This window comes from Kitasatospora sp. Ki12, assembly GCF_054601375.1.
This window is the reverse complement of the sequence record NZ_BAAIHT010000001.1, coordinates 1971636-1988897: the sequence shown is the minus strand read 5'-3', so window position 1 is coordinate 1988897 and position 17262 is coordinate 1971636. Positions and strand designations below refer to the sequence as shown.

Below are 17262 nucleotides of genomic sequence, written 5' to 3'. Positions count from 1 at the left end.
CCGCAATCTGGACGGAACGGGATTCCTGCCCGTTCGTCTCCACGCCTGGAGGTGGGACCCATGGCCCAGTCCGTCCACCGCATGCCCGCGCTCACGCTGAACACCGACGGCCACCCGCACCCCCGCGAGAACACCCTGGTGGCGCTGACCGCCGTCCTGGGCGTGATCGCCTTCACCACCTCGTTCTTCTACAACCTGCATCTGCTGACCTCGTGGACCGGCCTGGCCGGCATCGTCACGGGGTTCTGGGGCATGTTCGTCTCGGTGACCACCGCCGAGCGCTTCGTCCTGATGATCACGCTCGGCGCGTCCGCGATCGGCTTCTACCTCGGCATCGCCCGCGGCGGCCTCTGGGGCTGAACCAGGGCCTAACCGGGCCACTCCGGAACCCTCGGCGCCCCCGCCGCGTATCTGCTGGAAGACAGGTACGCGACGGGGGCACCGTCGTGCCCGCCCGGAACGGGCGCCCGGGCCCCGGACGATAAGGTCAGCCCGAGAACCCGGGGCCCACCGCAGCCCGACCGACGAGGAGCACCGAGCAATGAGCCTGCGCCTGAGGACGATCACCCGCGAGGAGCACCTCGCCTTCATCAGGAGCCGCGCCTCGGCCAGCCACATGCAGGTGCCGTCGTGGGGCGACGTGAAGGCCGAGTGGCGGTCCGAGTCGATCGGCTGGTTCGACGACGCCGACCAGCTCGTCGGCGCCGGCCTGGTGCTCTACCGCCAGCTGCCCAAGCTCAAGCGCTACCTCGCCTACCTGCCCGAGGGCCCGGTCATCGACTGGTTCGACCGGGACCTGGACCGCTGGCTCTCCCCGATGCTGGCGCACCTGAAGTCGCAGGGCGCGTTCTCCGTGAAGATGGGTCCGCCGGTGGTCATCCGCCGCTGGAACGCCCCCACCATCAAGGAGGCCATCGCCGCCAAGCAGGCCAAGCGGCTGCGCGACGTCGAGGCCGACTGGTACGAGGCCCGCGCCTTCGAGGTGGCCGACCGGCTGCGCAAGGCCGGCTGGCTGCAGGGCGAGGACGGCGGCGCCGGCTTCGGCGACGTCCAGCCCCGCTACGTCTTCCAGGTGCCGCTGGCCAACCGCTCGCTGGACGACATCCACAAGAACTTCAACCAGCTGTGGCGCCGCAACATCAAGAAGGCCGAGAAGAGCGGCGTCGAGGTGTTCCAGGGCGGCTACGACGAGCTGCCGATCTTCCACCAGCTCTACCTGGTCACCGCCGAGCGCGACCACTTCACCCCGCGCCCGCTGTCGTACTTCCAGCGGATGTGGAAGGCCCTCACCGCCGAGGACCCGAACCGCATGCGGCTCTACATCGCCTACCACGAGGGCGAGCCGCTGGCCGCGACCACGATGCTCGTGGTCGGCGAGCACGTCTGGTACTCCTACGGCGCCTCGGCCAACCACAAGCGCGAGGTCAAGCCGTCGAACGCGATCCAGTGGCGGATGATGCGCGACGCCTACGCCCTCGGCGGCGGCGTGTACGACCTGCGCGGCATCAGTGACACCCTGGACGAGAACGACCACCTGTTCGGTCTGATCCAGTTCAAGGTCGGCACCGGCGGGCAGGCGGCCGAGTACCTCGGCGAGTGGGACTTCCCGCTCAACAAGCTGCTGCACAAGGCCCTCGACCTCTACATGTCCCGCCGCTGAGGAGGCTGCTCCGATGACGCTGTCGCTCTACCTCGACACCGAACGCTGGCGCACCCACCAGCGCTCCGTCCTCGCCGAGTTCCCCGGCCTGGTGCCGGTCGCCAAGGGGAACGGCTACGGCCTGGGCAACCACCGGCTGGCCGAGGAGGCGACGCTGCTGGGCACCGGTGTGCTCGCCGTCGGTACCGCGTACGAGGCGGCCGACGCCGCCGAGTGGTACGGCGGTGAGCTGCTGGTGCTCACCCCGTACCGGGTCGGCGAGGAGGTCCTCCCGCTGCCGCACGCCCGCGTGATCCGCACGGTGGCGAGCGTGGACGCGCTGCGGGCGCTGCACGGCGCCCGGGTGGTGCTGGAGTGCATGACCACCATGCGCCGGCACGGCGTGAGCGCCGACGACCTGCGCACCGTCGCCGCCGAGCTGGAGGGCGTCGCCTTCGAGGGCCTGGCGCTGCACCTGCCGATGGACCGGCCGGACGGCTCCAGCCCGGTCGAGGAGGTCGCGTACTGGGTGGACACCGCCCGCGCGGCCGGCATCCCGGTGCACACCGTGTTCGTCAGCCACCTCGGCGCGGCCGGCATGGAGCAGCTGACCCAGCGCTACCCGGGGACGGTCTTCCGGGCCCGGATCGGCACCCGGCTCTGGCTGGGCGACCACGCCGCGCTGGAGGTCCGGGCCACCGTCCTGGACGTCACCCCGGTGAAGAAGGGCGACCGCTACGGCTACCGCCAGCACCCGGCGCCGGCCGACGGCCACATCCTGGTGGTCGCCGGCGGCACCGCGCACGGCATCGGCCTGGAGGCGCCCAAGTACGTGCAGAGCATGGGCGCGCGGGCCAAGGGCATCGCCCGGGCCGGGCTGGCGACCGTCAACAAGACCAAGTCGCCGTTCCACTGGGCCGGCAAGCAGCTCTGGTTCGCCGAGCCGCCGCACATGCAGGTCTCGCTGCTGTTCCTGGACGGCGAGACCAAGGCCCCGGTGATCGGCGACGAGCTCGGTCTCCAGGTCCGCCACACCACCACGCACTTCGACCGCGTGGTGGACCGCTAGACGCTCCCCGGGCGCTCGGCGCGGCCGTTCGGCCCGCCCGCGCTACGGCTTCTCGGCCGGCTCCAGCAGTTCCGGCTCACCCAGCCACTGCTCGGGGCCGGCCGGCGCGTAGGCGGCGTAGCTCTCCTCCTCGCGCAGCCGCCGGGCGGTGCCCAGCACGAAGACGTCCGGGGCGCGGTCCAGCACCCCGCCGGAGGGGTCGTCGCTGCCGTCCCAGCGGACCGGGTCGCGGTCCGGGTACAGCACGTCGCGGACCACGAGGGTGACCAGGTAGAGCGTGCCGATCAGGTGCAGTCCGATCGCGAAGTGGTACCAGGCCTCGCCGATCCCGTGCTGCTTGGGCCCGGTGACGAAGCCCAGGTGGGACCAGATGCCCAGGGTGTAGAGCACCTCGCAGGCCTGCCAGATCAGGAAGTCCCGCCAGCGCGGCCGGGCCAGCACCGCGAGCGGCAGCAGCCAGAGCGCGTACTGCGGCGAGTACACCTTGTTGACCAGGACGAACAGCGCGACGACCAGGAAGGCCAGCTGCGCGAAGCGCGGGCGGCGCGGCGCGGAGAAGCCGAGCCACGCTATGGCCAGGCAGCCCAGCACCATCAGCGCGCCGATGTAGACGTCGAGGTCGGCCAGCCCGACGCCGCGGGTCTGCATGAGGATCAGCCAGACCGAGCCGTAGTCCTCGCCGCGGTGCTTGCTGAACACGTAGAAGGTCGACCAGCCCTGCCAGTTGGCGATCATGATCGGCAGGTTGACCACCAGCCAGGAGCCCACCGCGCCGCCCAGCGCCAGCCGGAACTCGCGCCACTTGCCGGCCCGCCAGCAGAGCACCAGCAGCGGGCCGATCAGCAGCAGCGGGTAGAGCTTGGCGGCGGTGGCCAGGCCGATGAAGACGCCGGCCCAGCCCGGCCGCGAGCTCGCCCACCAGGCCATCGCCACGGCGGCCAGCGCGACCGCGAGCAGGTCCCAGTTGACGGTGCCGTTGAGCAGCAGGACGGGCGCCAGCGCGAACAGCAGCGCGTCCCAGGGGCGGCGGCGGTGGGTGCGGGTGAGCGCGACCACCGCGACCACCGCGCAGGCCATCAGCAGCCCGGCGTTGACCGCCCAGAACCACTGCTCCTGGCTCTGCTGGTCGCCCCCGCCGGGCGTCAGCCAGGCCGCGACCTGCATGAACAGACCGGTCAGCACCGGGTACTCGAGGTACTGCAGGTCCCCCGAGGAGCCCGGGATGCGGTCCACGTACGGGTGCAGCCCGGCGGCGAAGCCGCGTCCGGAGAACAGGTGCGGGATGTCGCTGTAGCAGGCGTGGATGTACTGCGGCGAGCCCGGCTGGAACCAGGCCTGCTCGTAGCAGGGCACCTTCTGCACCATGCCGAGCACCGAGACCACGATCACGGCGAGCGCCAGGAAGCGCGCCGGGATCCACCAGGAGACGCCGAGCAGCGCCCGGCGGCCGGGCGGCCCGCCGATCACCTCGCTGCCGGCCGCCGCCACCGGGTCCTCGTCGGCCGGGACGACCACGGTGTTGGCGGGCGGCGCGGCCGTGGCGACGGCTGCCGGGGCGGGCCCTGCGGCGGCGCCGGGCCCGACCGGGGCGGCGGATTCGTCACGATCGCTCGACGTCATGCCGGACATCCTGCCGCACCGTCCGCGCCGGGACGAGGAGGACCCCGCAACGGTCTGCGGCGATCCGGGGGCGGCCGGGCCGCGAAGCGTGACGAAAACGGCGGTGGCGGCCCTCCGAGGAGGACCGCCACCGCCGTTCCGACGTCTCGCCCGGGCTACTGCCCGGCGACCCCTGGTGGGGCGGGGGGAGGCGTGGTCTGCGTCGGCTTTCCGGTCGGTTTGCCGCCGCCTCCCGGTGTCGTCGTGTCCGTGGGTGTCGGCTGCTGCGTCTGGCAGCCGGGCAGGCCCAGCAGACAGGTGTTGGTCGGGTGCGGGGTCTTGGTCTTCGTCGGGGTCGGCTGCTGGTCGCCGGGGCAGTCCACGCCCGGCACGCAGGTCGGGGTCTGGGTCGGCTGCGGCGGGGCGGGCTGCGTCGGCTGCTGGGTCTGCGTCGGGGCCGACGGGCTGTCGGTCATCGTCGGCGTCGGCGCGGCCGTGGGCGTGGACGGCGCGCCCGAGGAGTCGACCTCGGAGCCGACCGGCTGCGGGCTCGGGAAGTCGAGCACCTTCTCGTTGGCCAGCGCGACCTTCATGTACCGGGTGAAGACGTCCGTCGGGATGTCACCACCGTGGATGGACGCCTTGCCGCCGGTGCCGTTGAGCGACTGCCGCTCGTGCTTGCTCGGGTCCTCGCGCCACATCGCGACGCTGGTCACCAGCTGCGGCGTGTAGCCGACCCACCAGGCCGACTTGTTCTGGTCGGTGGTACCGGTCTTGCCCGCCACCGGGCGGCCCAGCGCGAGGGTCTTGGTACCGGTGCCCTTCGCCGCCACGTTCACCAGGACGTCGGTGACGTTGTCGGCGACGGTCGGCTCCAGCGCGACCTTGGCCTCCTTCTTGCCGAAGCCCGGGCGCTCCTTGCCGTCCACCTCGACCTTGGTGACCGAGTACGGCTCGGACTCCTTGCCGCTGGCCGCCAGGGTCCCGTAGGCGGTGGCCATCCGGATCGGGCTGATGGTGGAGGTGCCGAGCGGGAAGGTGGCGGTCTTCGGGTCGGCGAGGCTGTCCTTCTTGACGCCCATCTGCACCGCGATGTCGGCCACGTTCTGGCCGCCCACGTCCTGGTTGAGCTGGACGAAGGGCACGTTGTACGAGAACTGCATGGCCTGCCGCAGCGAGACGTAGCCGTGCTTGCTGGTGTCCTCGTTCTTCTGCTTGTACGGCTTGCCGTCGTCGCCGATCACCAGCGAGCCGTCCGGCTTGCGGATCTCGGAGAGGTCGTCGGCCAGGTAGCGGCTGTCGGCGTTGATCCGCTTCGGCTTGCCGTCCTCCTTCGCGGTCTGCACGCCGACCTGCATGGCGGTGGCCAGTACGAAGGGCTTGAAGGTCGAGCCGACCTGGACGCCGGTGGCGTCGGCGTTGTTGTCGAAGTGGCCGTTCTCCACGCCGTCACCGCCGTAGAGGGCGATGATCGCGCCGTCGGAGGGGCGGATGCTGGCGGAGCCGAACTGGATGTTGGTGTCGTTGTCCGGCCGCTTCTGCGGGTTGAGGTTCTCCGCCTTGACGTCGTCCACGGCCTTCTTCAGGGCGTCGACCTTGTCCTTCTCGAAGGTCGTGTAGATCTTCAGGCCGCCCTTGTCGATCACCTGCTGGGTGATCGACTTGTCGTTGTTCAGGACGTACTTGTTGGCGGTGTCGACCAGGTAGCTGATCTCACCGTTCATGTTGGTGCTGGGCTTCAGCGGGACCGGGGCCGGGAACGTGGTGCACTTGGCCCGGTCCTCCGCGGTGATCGCCTTGGTCTTCACCATCTGGTCGAGGATCCAGGCCCACCGCCCCTCGGCCCGCTCCTTGTTCGCCGGGTTGGTCGGGTCGTAGTACGCCGCGCCCTTGAGCAGGCCGGCCAGCATGGCGCTCTGGCAGACGTCCAGATCCTTGGCGTTGATCCCGTAGTACGCCTGGGCGGCGGCCTGGGCGCCGTTGGCGCCGCGGCCGAACCAGCTGGTGTTCAGGTAGCCCTTGAGGATCTCGGGCTTGTCCAGCTTCTGGTTGATCTTCAGGGTGATGAAGAACTCCCGCACCTTGCGGCTGAGGGTCTGCTCCTGGCTCAGGTAGGCGTTCTTGACGTACTGCTGGGTGATCGTCGACGCGCCCTGGGTCTCGCCGCCCTTCGCCATGTTGTAGACGGCGCGCATCATGCCCTTGGGGTCGATGCCGCTGTCCTCGCGGAAGCTCTGGTTCTCCGCGGCGATGACGGCGTTCTGCAGGTTCGGGCTGATCTCGTCGAGCGGCACGATCTGACGGTTGGTCTGGCCCTTGCGGGTCATCTCGCTGCCGTCCGCCCAGTAGTAGATCGTGTTCTGGCCCTTCACCAGCTCGTTCATGTTGGGGATCTCGGTGGTCTGGTACAGGTAGAACACCAGGCCGACGAAGCAGCCGAAGACCAGCAGGAAGCCGCTCAGCCACTGCTTCCAGGACGGCAGCCAGCGCCGGATCCCGGTCTTGCCGAAGCGCGGGTAGTCGATGAAGCGCTTCTTGCCGGGCCCGGCGGCCGCGGCGGCACCGCGCCGGCCGCCACCGGCACCACCGGTACCGCCGGCATCGGCACCACCGCCCTTGCCCTTCTTCTGGGCGGCCTTGCGCATCTCGGCACGGGTCATCCGGGGTTGCTGAGCGGTCTCCCGGACGCCCGGCGGGCGCCGACGGCCGAGGCCCTCGGAGCTCAACTCGTCGGGCCCAGGCCCTCCCCGACGGCCGCCGCCTCCCGGGGGCTGCTGCCCGTCACCGCCCGGGTCGGGCGTCCTTCGCCGTCGCTCGCTCATCTTCCAGCTACTCCTCGCCAGGCGTTTCCGACCTGAAGGCAGGGTTCACGTCCGATGCCCGCCAACCGCCCTGATCCCGGAGGTGGTCCTCGTGCACACGCGACAGCGTACGCAGCACTGAATTACAACTAATCGGGCATCATTCGCCAATAACCGCAAAACGGCGTCAGATCATTACACGCCCGTTGCCAAGCCCACCCGCGCGTCGGCTTGTGATCACATTCACGCGCGCCCCCCTTGCCGGTTCCGGGGGTCGGGTTTACTGTTCTCGATATATCGAGCCGATACATCGAAGCGGAATACCGCCGGATGCAGCGGCTCGGCGGAGGCCGAGAGGGAGGAGGACGCGGCAGTGGGCAGGCGCTCAGGAGTCCTGGAATTCGCCGTTCTCGGCCTGCTCCATGACGCTCCGATGCACGGCTACGAGCTGCGCAAGCGGCTCAACATCCTGCTCGGCACGTTCCGCGCGCTCTCCTACGGCACGCTCTACCCGTGCCTGAAGAGCCTCGTCGCCCAGGGCTTCCTGGTCGAGGACAACCCGGACGTCGAGTACGTCCCGGCCACCGCGCTCAACGGCAAGCGGTCCAAGATCGTCTACCGGCTCTCCCCCGAGGGGAAGCAGCGCTTCGAGGAGCTGCTCGCCGACTCCGGTCCGGACGCCTGGGAGGACGAGCACTTCGGCGTCCACTTCGCGTTCTTCGGCCAGACCGACCGGGCCGTCCGGATGCGCGTCCTGGAGGGGCGCCGCAGCCGGCTGGAGGAGCGCCTGGAGCGGATGCGCAACTCGCTGGCCCGTGCCCGCGAACGGTTCGACGACTACACCGTCGAACTCCAGCGGCACGGACTGGAGTCCGTGGAGCGCGAGGTCCGCTGGCTCAACGAGCTGATCGAGACCGAGCGGTCCAACCGCACCGGCCGCCCCGGCGGCCCCGCCACCGGCGGCAACTCCACCGCCGTACCCCACAAGACTTCGGACGGCCGTGGCCAGGAGACCGGGTCCTCGGACCCGTCCGGGCCACCGTACGACCGCCCGGGGCGCTCCGCCCAGGAGCGCTGACACCGCGCCAGCCCTGTGCCGCGCGGCAGGAGTGGGCGCCTCGCGCCCCACAAGCAGTCATCGAAGATGCAGGACGAGTTCCGCCGGTACCGGCGGCCCTCATGAGATCACAGGGAGCAACCGGAAATGGGTTCGGTTCGCGTAGCCATCGTGGGCGTCGGCAACTGCGCCGCGTCGCTGGTGCAGGGTGTCGAGTACTACAAGGACGCCGACCCGGCCGGCAGGGTCCCCGGGCTGATGCACGTCCAGTTCGGTGACTACCACGTCAGTGACGTGGAGTTCGTCGCCGCGTTCGACGTCGATGCCAAGAAGGTCGGCTTCGACCTGGCCGACGCCATCGGCAACAGCGAGAACAACACCATCAAGATCTGCGACGTGCCGCCGAGCGGCGTCACCGTCCAGCGCGGCCACACCCTCGACGGCCTGGGCAAGTACTACCGCCAGACCATCGAGGAGTCCGACGAGGCCCCGGCCGATGTCGTCGCGATCCTCAAGGAGAAGCAGGTCGACGTCCTGGTCTGCTACCTGCCCGTGGGCTCCGAGCAGGCCGCCAAGTTCTACGCCCAGTGCGCCATCGACGCCAAGGTCGCCTTCGTGAACGCCCTGCCGGTGTTCATCGCGGGCACCAAGGAGTGGGCGGACAAGTTCACCGAGGCCGGCGTGCCGATCGTCGGTGACGACATCAAGTCCCAGGTCGGCGCCACCATCACGCACCGCGTGATGGCCAAGCTGTTCGAGGACCGCGGTGTCCTCCTCGAGCGCACCATGCAGCTGAACGTCGGCGGCAACATGGACTTCAAGAACATGCTCGAGCGCGAGCGCCTGGAGTCCAAGAAGGTCTCCAAGACCCAGGCCGTCACCTCGCAGATCCGTGACCGCGAGATGGGCGCCAACAACGTCCACATCGGTCCCTCGGACTACGTGGCCTGGCTGGACGACCGCAAGTGGGCCTACGTCCGCCTCGAGGGCCGCGCGTTCGGCGACGTCCCGCTGAACCTGGAGTACAAGCTCGAGGTCTGGGACTCCCCGAACTCCGCCGGTGTCATCATCGACGCCGTGCGCGCCGCGAAGATCGCCAAGGACCGCGGCATCGGTGGCCCGATCCTGTCGGCCTCCTCGTACTTCATGAAGTCCCCGCCGGTCCAGTACTTCGACGACGAGGCCAAGGAGAACGTCGAGAAGTTCATCCGCGGCGAGGTCGAGCGCTGAGCGCAGCGAAGTTCGCGACCGTCGAACGCTGAGCGGTTGAGCGTTCGCGGCTCGTAGCTCCGCCGAAGGGCCCGTGATCCCCGGATCACGGGCCCTTCACCTTTTCCGGGGCAATGTTTCACGTGAAACCACGGCCGGTTCCATGGCACTCTGGGCGGGTGGCGATCACCGAGAACGGCAGCACCCACCAGTCCGCGCACCGCGCCACGCTCCTGGACCTGCTCCGGGGCCGCGACTTCCGGAGGCTGCTGACCGCCCGGGTGCTCTCCCAGCTCTCGGACGGCGTCTTCCAGGTCTCGCTCGCCGCCTACGTGGTCTTCTCCCCCGAGAAGCAGTCCTCCCCCGCCGACATCGCCTCGGTGCTGGCCGTGATGCTGCTGCCGTTCTCGGTGATCGGCCCGTTCGCCGGGGTGCTGCTGGACCGCTGGCGCCGTCGCCAGGTGCTGTACTTCGGCAACCTGGCCCGCTTCGGGCTGGGCATGGTCACCGGCGCGCTGCTCCTGGCCGAGGCTCCGACCTGGCTGTTCTTCGCCTCGGCCCTGCTGGTCACCGCGCTCAACCGGTTCATCCTGGCCGGTCTGTCCGCGGCCCTGCCCAGGGTGGTGGAGCAGGACCAGCTGGTCACCGCCAACGCGCTCTCCCCCACCCTCGGGACGGTCGCCGCCGCCTCGGGCGGGGGCATCGGCTTCCTGCTGCACCAGGTGATGACCCCCGGGCCGGAGGCGGACGCCGCGCTGGTCACGGTCGCCTCGCTGCTCTACCTGTCGGCCGCGCTGGCCGCCCGCCGGATGGACCGCGACCTGCTCGGCCCGGACCAGCACGCCGACCGCCCGGCGCTCGGTCAGGCACTGGTCCGGGCCGCCGTCGAACTCGGCGCCGCGGTGCGCCACCTGGCCCGGGACTGCCGGCCCGCCGTGCACGCGCTGGCCGCCGTCACCGCGGCCCGGTTCTGCTACGGCGTGCTGATCGTGGTCGTGGTGATGCTCGCCCGGTACACCTTCAACGACCCGTCCGACAGCGCGGCCGGCCTGGTCACCCTCGGCCAGGCGGTCGGCCTCTCGGCCGCCGGCTTCTTCATCGCCGCGGTGGTCAGCCCGTGGTGCACCCGCCGGCTCGGCCTGACCGGCTGGATGACGGCCTGCCTGGTCGCCCCGGTGGTCTTCGTCCCGGCACTCGGTCTGAGCTTCACCCTGGCGCCGTGTCTGATTGCCGCCCTGCTGCTCGGCGTGGTCACCCAGGGCACCAAGATCTGCGCCGACACCGTGGTGCAGGAGTCGGTCGAGGACGAGTTCCGCGGCCGGGTCTTCGCCATCTACGACGTGCTGTTCAACGTCGCCTTCGTGGCCGCGGCCCTGGTCACCGCGCTGGTGCTGCCGCTGTCCGGCCGTTCGGTCGGGGTGGTCGTCGGGGTCGCCGCGGTGTACGCCGGCACGGCCGCCCTCTACCTGCGCGCCGCCCGCCGCCGGCTCGGACACTGAACCGGGCCGCTGAACCGGGCCGCTAACCGGACCGCCGACCGGTTCTCCACGAAACCCCCGGGACTCGGGACGGATGGCGTCCGACCGAGTCGCTAAGGTGTCAGACCTGTCGGAGCGACAGCACTCTGTCTCGGGGGACGAACTGATGAGCACACCGCCCAACCCCTACGGCCCGCCACAGCCGGCGCCGGGGGGACCGCCCGCGCACCCGTACGGCTCGCCCGTTCCCCCGCCGGCCGCGCCCTACGGGCCGCCGCCCGGCTACGGGCAGCCCCCGCAGCCGGCCCCCGGCTACGGACCGCCACCGCCGTACGGGCAGCAGCCCCCGTACGCGCAGCAGCCCCCGTACGGCCAGGCGCCGCCCGGGCAGCAGCCGTACGGGCAGCAGCCGCCCCCCGGGGCGTACGGCTACCCGCAGCCCGCCGCTCCGGCACCGGCCGCACCGCCCGCCAAGCGCAGCGGCTTCTCCAAGCTGAAGGCCGTCGGCCTGGTCGGTGGCGGCGTGGCCCTGGTGGTCGGGTACTTCGTCGCCGGACCGAGCGTCAGCAGCGCCAAGCCCGGCGACTGTGTGAAGGTGAGCGGCTCCCGCGATGTCGACATCGTCAAGTGCACGGATTCCAAAGCGAATTACCGCGTACTGTCGAAGTTCGAAGGCACCACCGACGTGAACCGCTGCAAGCAGACGCCGCAGACCACCAGCGCCGTCTCGGGCAAGAGCGGCCGCCGCTGGAACAAGAAGCGGTACGTGCTCTGCCTCGGCCCGATGGCACCCGCCACCACCGGCGTCCCGCCGGTGAAGAAGTCCTGAACCCTTCCGCCACTCCGTCCCCGGGGGACCACTTGTCCGTTCCGCCTCCGCCCCAGATGCCGTACGGTCCGCCGCCGGGCGACGGCAACCCCTACTCCTCCGGCGGTGCCTACGGCGCGCCGCCCCCGCCGCCGCCCGGCCAGCCCGGGTACGGCTACCCGAGCGCCCCGCCGCCCGAGCAGCCGTACGGCTACCCGCAGCAGGCCGCGGGCTACGGCTACGGGTACCCGCAGCAGGGCCCGGCGGACGGCCTCACCTGCCGTTTCTGCGGGGGCTACCCGGCGGTCAACGCCACCGTCCGCGGCCACCAGGGCCTGATACTCGCCTACCGGATGCTGCGGATGACCGGCCCGTTCTGCCGCACCTGCGGAACGGCCACCGTGCGCGACATGTCCGCCCGGACGCTGGTCCAGGGCTGGTGGAGCCTGGTGTCGTGGCTGCTCACCCCGATCACCCTGCTGGCCAACCTCGTCCCGCACAACCGGTTCCAGCGGCTGCAGCCGCCCGTGCCGGGCAGCCACGGCCCGCAGCTGGACCCGGGCGTCCCGCTGACCCGCCGCCCGCACATCGCGATGCTGCTGGTGCCGGTCTCGCTGGCGGTCACCCTCGTCCTGGCCTCCACGGGCGTGCTCGGCCCGGGGAAGCACGGCACCGGCACGGACCCGATCATCGCGGCGCCGTCGCCGTCGGCCAGCTCCTTCAGCTACACGCCCGCGCCGCCGCCGGCCTTCCCCTCGCCGACCTTCACGATGCCGGCGGTGCCGAGCATCACCCTGCCGCCGGTCACCACCCCGAGCGACCCGGCCGACGCGCCCGACAGCGTCGACACGGCCAAGGCCGGCGACTGCCTGCGCAACGAGAACGGCCCGGCCGGCGAGACCACCGACACCCACCCGAAGGTCTCGGTGCTGCCCTGCACCGACACCAAGGCGCAGTACAAGGTGATCTACAAGTACCCCGCCACGTCGGACGAGAAGGTCTGCGAGAAGCAGCCGAAGTCGGACAGCTGGTACACCCGGACCTACACCAACTTCCCGGCGCTGAACTACGTGCTCTGCCTCAAGAAGCTCAAGTAGCCCCAGCGGTCAGGGCAGTTCGGGGGTATCCCGAGCGGTCCGCCGCACGCGTGAGGGGTGGTCCCGGCCTGGTGCCGGGACCACCCCTCACGTCGTGTCCGGAGCGTCCCCGCCGGGGCGCCGGAGCCGGGTCAGCCCTGCTGCCCGGCCCACCAGGCCCGCAGCGCCGCGACCGCCTCGTCGTGCTCCATCGGGCCGTTCTCCAGCCGCAGTTCGAGCATGTGCTTGTACGCCTTGCCGACCTGCGGGCCGGGCTTGAGGCCGAGCAGCTCCATGATCTGGTTGCCGTCCAGCGCCGGGCGGACGGAGTCCAGCTCCTCCTTCGCCCTCAGCTCGGCGATCCGCGTCTCCAGGCCGTCGTAGGTGCGCGAGAGCGTGGCGGCCTTCTTCTTGTTGCGGGTGGTGCAGTCGGAGCGGGTCAGCTTGTGCAGCCGCTCCAGCAGCGGCCCGGCGTCGGTGACGTAGCGGCGCACCGCGGAGTCGGTCCACTCGCCGCCGCCGTAGCCGTGGAAGCGCAGGTGCAGCTCGACCAGGCGCGAGACGTCCTCGGTGAGCTCCTTGGAGTACTTGAGCTCGCGCATCCGCTTGCGGGTCATCTTGGCGCCGACCACCTCGTGGTGGTGGAAGGAGACCCGGCCGTCCGGCTCGAAGCGGCGGGTGCGCGGCTTGCCGATGTCGTGCAGCAGCGCGGCCAGCCGCAGGATGAGGTCCGGGCCGTCCTGCTCCAGGGCGATGGCCTGCTCCAGGACGGTCAGCGAGTGCTCGTAGACGTCCTTGTGCCGGTGGTGCTCGTCGCGCTCCAGCCGCAGCGCGGGCAGCTCGGGCAGCACGTGGTCGGCCAGGCCGGTGTCGACCAGCAGCCGCAGGCCCTTCACCGGGTGGTCGGCCAGCAGCAGCTTGTTGAGCTCGGCCTGGACCCGCTCGGCCGAGACGATGGTGATCCGCTCGGCCATCGCGGCCATCGCGGCGATCACCTCGGGCGCCGGGTCGAAGTCCAGCTGGGCGGCGAAGCGGGCGGCCCGCATCATCCGCAGCGGGTCGTCGGAGAAGGACTCCTCGGGGGTCGCCGGGGTGCGCAGCACCCGGGCCTCCAGGTCCTCCAGGCCGCCGTGCGGGTCGACGAAGCCGCGGCCGGGCAGGTCGACCGCCATCGCGTTGACCGTGAAGTCCCGGCGGACCAGGTCCTCCTCGATGGTCTCGCCGTAGGTCACCTCGGGCTTGCGGGAGGTGCGGTCGTACGCCTCGGAGCGGTAGGTGGTGATCTCGATCAGGAAGGAGCCCTCGGGGGTGTCCTTGCGGGCGCCCACCGTGCCGAAGGCGATGCCGACGTCCCAGACCGCGTCCGCCCAGCCCTTGACCAGCTTGAGCACCTGCTGCGGGCGGGCGTCGGTGGTGAAGTCCAGGTCGTTGCCGAGGCGGCCGAGCAGCGCGTCCCGGACCGAGCCGCCGACCAGCGCCAGCCGGTGCCCGGCCGCCTGGAAGCGGCGGGCGATCTCGTCGGCGACCGGCGACACCCGCAGCAGCTCTTGCAGGCCCATGGTCTGGGCCTCGCTCAGGCCTGGTACGGCCCGGAGGTCGGTGCTGGAACGGTCGGTGCGCGCGGTGGGCTCATTGGCAGTGGACACGGCTCACAAGGGTACGTGCCCCGACAGGTCAACCGCCCGCGCGTTTTGGGCGTCTCACCCCACAGCCCGCAACACTGCACCGCAGGCTGCATCGTTACCATGCCGGTGGACGAGTCTCGGGCACCGGACAGGGGATGCGGTGCCGCGTGCCGTCACGGCCTGCGGCGCTCCCGCGGAAGCGGTGCGGCGAGGGCGTCGGGCCATCGGTTCCCAGCGTTCCGAGTGCTCCGAGAATTCCAAGAGTTTCCAGAGTTTCAGAGTTCCAAGCGAAGGACCGTCGGGCGCACCGCGCCGGACGGGACGACCAGCATCAGCAGCAGCGATCGAGAACGGCGAGGGCGAAACGAGTGAGTGAGCCGGCACGGCACTCGGGCCTGGGGGCGCACCGACAGCCTGGACGGGCCGAACGTCCCGCCGACGGACGTCATCCGGTCCGCCGGGCGGGGCTGCGCCTCGCCGCCGCCTGTGCGGCCGCCCTGACCCTCTTCGCGGCCGCCCCGGCCGGTGCGCTGCCGGCCGGGGGCAACCCGGCCGCCGACTCCACCGCCTCGGCCAAGTACCCGGTGGTCCTGACCATCGAGTCGCTGGCCCCGCAGGTGGCCGTCCCCAACGGCACCGTGACGATCACCGGGCACGTCACCAACGCCGGCCAGTCCGCGCTGAAGGGCGCCCACGCGGCCGTCCGCAAGCCGTACTCCGGCAAGCCGCTGGACCGGCGCAGCGACCTGGCCGGCGTGGCCGGCCGCTCCACGCCGGTCGAGCCGGACGGCGTGGAGCTGGACAGCCCCCAGTACGCCCTTCCGGAGCTGAACCCGGGCCAGACCCTGCCGTACACCCTGAGCGTCGCGGTGAACGACCTCGGGCTGTCCTCCAGCGGCGTCTACGAGCTCGCGGTGGACGCCTGGGGCTCGACCGCCGACAACTCGCACGACCGGGCCCTGGGCATCGCCCGGAGCTTCCTGCCGTACAACCCGGGCGGCGCCGAGGCGCAGCCGACGAAGCTCGCCACGCTCTGGCCGCTGGTGCACGCGCCGGTGCTGACCGCGCAGACCGTCACCGACAACGACCAGTCCGTCCCGGTGCTGCGCGACGACAGCCTGGCCACCGACCTCGCCCCGGGCGGCCGGCTGTACGAGCTGGTCGACACCGGCTCCAAGCTGCCGGGGCTGACCTGGGTGGTCGACCCGGACCTGCTGGACGCCGCGCTCGCGATGACCAAGCCGTACCGGGTGCAGAACCCGGGCACCGAGGAGGCGGGCAAGCCGGCCAGGGACGACAACACCGTCCTGCACAACGGCTCGGCCGCCGCCGGCGCCTGGCTGGACAAGCTGCGCGCCGCCGTCGCCAAGCCGGAGAACCAGGTGGTCGCGCTGCCGTACGCCGACCCGGACCTCGCCTCGATCGCGCACAACGGCGCCGACCTGTCCGGGATGGCCACCGCGCTCGGCAAGGCGGCCACGGCCGGCCGGCTGACCGTCGAGGGCCGGCTCTCGGTGGACACCCGCTCCGACGTCGCCTGGCCGTACCAGGGCTACGTCGACCAGCAGATCGTCGGCCTCGCCCAGCAGACCGGCAGCTCCCTGGTGCTGGCCAACGGGGCGAGCATGCCGGAGCCGGACGCGCTGAACTACACCCCGAGCGCGGCGCGGCCGATCGGCAACGGGCAGAGCGCCGTGGTCGCCGACGAGACGGTCTCCGCGCTCTTCCAGCGGGACCTGAGCACCGCGAAGGACCAGACCGAGTCGACCCAGCGCTTCCTGGCCGAGACCTTCGCGATCACCCACGAGCAGCCGCAGAACCAGCGCGGCCTGCTGGTCATGCCGCCGCGCGACCTGAGCGTCACCACCGCCAAGGTGCTGGCGACCGCCCTGCAGGCGGCGTCCGGCAAGTGGATCGCCCCGGTCAAGCTGGACGCGGTGGCGCAGTCCTCGCCCGACCCGAAGGCCACCACCGCCGTCCCCGCCGCCACCGACTACCCGACCCAGGCCCGTGCCACCGAGCTGACGTCGACCGAGCTGGTCGCCACCAACCGGATCCAGTACGACCTGGACACCCTGATGCGGGTGCTCACCCTGCCGCAGCGGGTGCGCGGCCCGTTCAACGCCGCCATGGTCCGCTCGCTGTCCACCGAGTGGCGCGAGCGGGAAGCGGCCGGCGTCGACTACCGCAAGGGCGTCACGGCCTACCTGAAGGAGCTGACCAAAGCCGTCCAGGTGCCGCCGAAGAAGGTGGTCACCCTGGCGGGCGACACCGGTCTGCTCCAGGTCAGCGTCCGCAACGACCTCACCCAGACGGTCACCAACCTGAAGCTGGTGCTCACCTCGGCCCAGCCGAACAGGCTGAACGTCCGCCGGGAGGAGGAGCTGGTCCTCCCGGCCTCGCAGAGCGCCACCCTCCGCTTCCAGGCCGAGGCGCACAACAACGGGACGGTCCAGATGACCGCCCAGCTCTGGACCACCGGCCCCAACGGGCGGCCGTACGGCGAAGCCCAGCCCTTCACGGTCGAGGTCACCTCGGTGACCAACGGCGTGCTGTACGTCTTCGCGGGCGCCGGCGTGCTCCTGCTGCTGGCCGCGCTGCGCTTCGTCCGCCAGCGAAAGCGGCGGGACGGGCAGCCGCACGCGGACGGCGACCAGCCGGTCGGCGACGCCCCGGCGACGGGCGGGGCCGCGGCGGCGGAGCCGACGGCGGAGTCCACGGACGCCCCGGACGCCCCGGAGGCGGCGGGCGGGCCCGCCCGGTCCGCCGGGTCCACCGGCGACGGGCCGGGGGACGGCGACGCCGGTGCCGGTCCCGCGCAGACACCGCGCGGCAGCAGCCCGGATGGCCGGGATCGGGCCGCCAGTGATGAGAAGGTTGGTCCTTGATACCGCCGACCCC

Annotated in this window: 12 protein-coding genes; 9 read left to right on the top strand and 3 right to left on the bottom strand. The window is 71.4% G+C overall.

Translation table 11 applies throughout. The annotated features are described in order from the left end of the window. The first annotated feature begins 60 nt into the window (after positions 1 to 60). The 3 genes from ACYP53_RS08650 (at position 61) to ACYP53_RS08640 (ending at position 2708) form a co-directional block, all read left to right on the top strand. Entirely contained in the window at positions 61 to 360 is a 300-nt protein-coding gene (locus tag ACYP53_RS08650; RefSeq protein WP_459647070.1) for a hypothetical protein, read from the top strand. 181 nt (positions 361 to 541) lie between these two features. Next, positions 542 to 1660 carry a lipid II:glycine glycyltransferase FemX gene (locus ACYP53_RS08645; RefSeq protein ID WP_189913256.1) on the top strand — a complete coding sequence of 373 codons (1119 nt, stop codon included), beginning with the start codon at positions 542 to 544 and terminating at the stop codon, positions 1658 to 1660. A gap of 13 nt (positions 1661 to 1673) precedes the next feature. Next, the gene (locus ACYP53_RS08640) at positions 1674 to 2708 is read left to right on the top strand and encodes an alanine racemase (RefSeq protein WP_459647069.1); all 1035 of its coding nucleotides are present in this window, start codon (positions 1674 to 1676) and stop codon (positions 2706 to 2708) included. Positions 2709 to 2750: 42 nt separating this feature from the next. Here ACYP53_RS08640 and ACYP53_RS08635 read toward each other — a convergent pair whose 3' ends face one another. Both ACYP53_RS08635 and ACYP53_RS08630 read right to left on the bottom strand, forming a co-directional pair. Next, complete coding sequence (locus ACYP53_RS08635; protein ID WP_189913258.1) at positions 2751 to 4328, bottom strand: glycosyltransferase family 87 protein; 1578 nt, start codon at positions 4326 to 4328, stop codon at positions 2751 to 2753. Positions 4329 to 4483: 155 nt separating this feature from the next. Beyond that, positions 4484 to 6967, bottom strand: coding sequence for a transglycosylase domain-containing protein (locus ACYP53_RS08630; protein ID WP_459647068.1), 2484 nt, complete (start codon positions 6965 to 6967; stop codon positions 4484 to 4486). Between the two features lie 514 nt (positions 6968 to 7481). Here ACYP53_RS08630 and ACYP53_RS08625 point away from each other — a divergent pair. The 5 genes from ACYP53_RS08625 (at position 7482) to ACYP53_RS08605 (ending at position 12757) form a co-directional block, all read left to right on the top strand. Further along, positions 7482 to 8186 carry a PadR family transcriptional regulator gene (locus ACYP53_RS08625; protein WP_189913260.1) on the top strand — a complete coding sequence of 235 codons (705 nt, stop codon included), beginning with the start codon at positions 7482 to 7484 and terminating at the stop codon, positions 8184 to 8186. A gap of 126 nt (positions 8187 to 8312) precedes the next feature. Next, positions 8313 to 9395, top strand: a complete 1083-nt coding sequence (locus ACYP53_RS08620; RefSeq protein WP_189913261.1) for an inositol-3-phosphate synthase — start codon at positions 8313 to 8315, stop codon at positions 9393 to 9395. Positions 9396 to 9553: 158 nt separating this feature from the next. Continuing rightward, on the top strand, positions 9554 to 10873 hold the full coding sequence (locus ACYP53_RS08615) for an MFS transporter (protein WP_459647067.1): 1320 nt from the start codon (positions 9554 to 9556) through the stop codon (positions 10871 to 10873). Positions 10874 to 11018: 145 nt separating this feature from the next. Beyond that, positions 11019 to 11681, top strand: a complete 663-nt coding sequence (locus tag ACYP53_RS08610) for an LppU/SCO3897 family protein (RefSeq protein ID WP_459647066.1) — start codon at positions 11019 to 11021, stop codon at positions 11679 to 11681. A 56-nt stretch (positions 11682 to 11737) separates the two neighbouring features. Then, complete coding sequence (locus tag ACYP53_RS08605; RefSeq protein WP_268256513.1) at positions 11738 to 12757, top strand: LppU/SCO3897 family protein; 1020 nt, start codon at positions 11738 to 11740, stop codon at positions 12755 to 12757. A gap of 131 nt (positions 12758 to 12888) precedes the next feature. Here the strand turns inward: ACYP53_RS08605 and ACYP53_RS08600 are convergent, their stop codons facing one another. Further along, positions 12889 to 14295 carry a CCA tRNA nucleotidyltransferase gene (locus ACYP53_RS08600; RefSeq protein ID WP_189913542.1) on the bottom strand — a complete coding sequence of 469 codons (1407 nt, stop codon included), beginning with the start codon at positions 14293 to 14295 and terminating at the stop codon, positions 12889 to 12891. Positions 14296 to 14729: 434 nt separating this feature from the next. On the opposite strand from ACYP53_RS08600, the gene ACYP53_RS08595 reads away from it, so the two are divergent. Then, on the top strand, positions 14730 to 17249 hold the full coding sequence (locus ACYP53_RS08595; protein WP_459647065.1) for a DUF6049 family protein: 2520 nt from the start codon (positions 14730 to 14732) through the stop codon (positions 17247 to 17249). Positions 17250 to 17262: the final 13 nt, after the last annotated feature.